Source organism: Youngiibacter fragilis 232.1 (assembly GCF_000495435.3).
Lineage (GTDB): Bacteria > Bacillota > Clostridia > Clostridiales > Clostridiaceae > Youngiibacter > Youngiibacter fragilis.
This window is the reverse complement of record NZ_AXUN02000103.1, coordinates 1-2,055: the sequence shown is the minus strand read 5'-3', so window position 1 is coordinate 2,055 and position 2,055 is coordinate 1. Positions and strand designations below refer to the sequence as shown.

Here is a 2,055-nt window from a genome sequence, read left to right as displayed (position 1 = left end):
ATATCAGGCTAAGCAGATACTCGAAAATGACAGTAACCTTGAATCCTTTGGATTTGTATGCGTTGCAGGATTTGAGCAGGATACCCATTCGAAATCTCTTAAAAAAATTTATGATTGCTTCCGAAATAGGATGTACGTCTTGGTGGATTTGTGGTATGATTTTCACAACATGAACCTCCAGTGTTATATATGGTTGCTATACACCTCCATTATAACAAATTCTGGCTCGTTCATGTTGTTTTTTTACAAATAATCTAGTAATCCCAATGGTTTGCGGGCAATTTTATTGTGCGAAGTTTGAGTCAATTATTGAAATCATAAGATCATTATTTGTATCTGCTGTATCGAGTGCTTCCTGTTGAAATATTACAGGTACACCGAGGATCCTTATCTGGTTCAAGGCATCAAGAATCTCTACGGTATCTCGGCCAAATCTGCTAATGCTCTTGGTTAGGATGATTTCTATATCATGGGACTTGCAATCATGCAGCATACGAGAAAATTCTTTGCGCGAAGAACCTGTCTTACTTGAAGCAATATCGATATACACATCTACTAATAACCAATTAGGATTAGCAGCTGTTACTCTTGTTAAAGCTGAGACTTGAGCGGTAAGGCTTTTCAGTTGGTCAGCACTGTTTGTACTCACACGGCAATAAATACCAACCTGCTTTTCTCGTTTCGGGGGTAATGGTGGGATAAAGTGTATTTTTTTGTTATCAGCCACAACAACACCTTCCTTATAACGAGTTCATTGAAAAATTGGTTATTTGGTTTTTCAATCTATTTTTCTCCATTTTATATTAAGCGCTTTGATAAACGAACCCTCATAATTTATATACCTTTTATCCAAAGCGTCATCTGCCAAAAAACACACTCATCTTCAACGAGTAAGCATGCACAAAAGATTTCTCGTCTATAGTTTCCTGTGCGCGTCTTAAATTCATTGATATCAGATCTTCAAAGCACAATTCGACAACACCATACCATATCGTCTCAACTCGTGCTGTCTAAGGCGTGCTACCCACAGGCTCGACAAGTTTGAATTTAATTACTGATATCGCAATAATTCTTTCTGGCAATATTGATTATTGGCGTGACATCATCATCATCAAACAAATCCAGTAAAGCGTCTTCATCATTATTTTCCTTAAACAACAGTTCTTCTTTATAGAGTGGAAATAATTGATAGAAATTGATTTTCCCTTTACTTTCAAGGCTGAAATCAAAAGTTTCCCAGTCCTTGTCAAGTGCATTCAGCAACATCATCGTACAGAATTTGGTATTTGCAGCATATGGACTATTGTGCTGATCCGATGATATGGTATGACCGTATCCTAACCAGGTATCACATTGAATAGGCAATCTTGCAGCAGCTTTCAACTGTCGTATAGGCCAATAATCCTTTTCATTTTTTGATTTGATGTCCCACATTGAGGGTAAACATAATACCAGTTCCATTCTCCCATAGTCATATCGTTCCAATTCTTTTGGAACGTTCATTCTAAAAGCACCAACACCCATAGTAATAAGCGTATAGTAATCATTGTCTTCTGTAGGAGGGACGACGATGATATCCAAATGGATATCAGGCGAGAATATTTCATGAATTACCTCAGTGTATTCTCCGAATCTTTCCCTGATGCCATTCTCATATTCCTCCCGCTCCTTTTCCGTATACAGATACATCGAATCATTTACTGCCTGTTTTTTCTTGAATCGCTTAAATAGGTTCATATTCTAATTTCCTTTCAAATCCCAATTTAACCTTCGGAATGTAGTCTTGTCTGCTAAATTTAGAATCCAGATATCCAGATGACGTCTTCACCATGTTGTGCATTCTGAAATAACTTATAGTTTATATTATATCCGCTTAAACCATAGGTGTATTGGGAAACAACTACATATTTTATAAAATACTATATATAGTGGCTTAACCATGCGGTTTACACAATATGTTGTGGTTTTTCCTTTTGTAGGAGTATCACCGTCTCAATGTGTGTTTTGGCAATAAAAAGATACTAATACGCATAATCGGTGTTTGTCAAGTTAGTT

The 2,055-nt window shown here is 36.7% G+C and carries 2 protein-coding genes; both read right to left on the bottom strand.

From position 1 onward, the window contains the following. Nucleotides 1-283: 283 nt before the first annotated feature. Nucleotides 284-727 carry a recombinase family protein gene (locus T472_RS05935; RefSeq protein ID WP_023387774.1) on the bottom strand — a complete coding sequence of 148 codons (444 nt, stop codon included), beginning with the start codon at nucleotides 725-727 and terminating at the stop codon, nucleotides 284-286. A 320-nt stretch (nucleotides 728-1,047) separates the two neighbouring features. Next, the gene (locus T472_RS05930) at nucleotides 1,048-1,737 is read right to left on the bottom strand and encodes a suppressor of fused domain protein (RefSeq protein WP_023387775.1); all 690 of its coding nucleotides are present in this window, start codon (nucleotides 1,735-1,737) and stop codon (nucleotides 1,048-1,050) included. Nucleotides 1,738-2,055 lie beyond the last annotated feature (318 nt).

Bases quoted from the DNA above. Each gene is read 5' to 3' on its own strand.
- T472_RS05930 (WP_023387775.1), bottom strand. From the start codon at position 1,737: ATGAACCTATTTAAGCGATTCAAGAAAAAACAGGCAGTAAATGATTCG.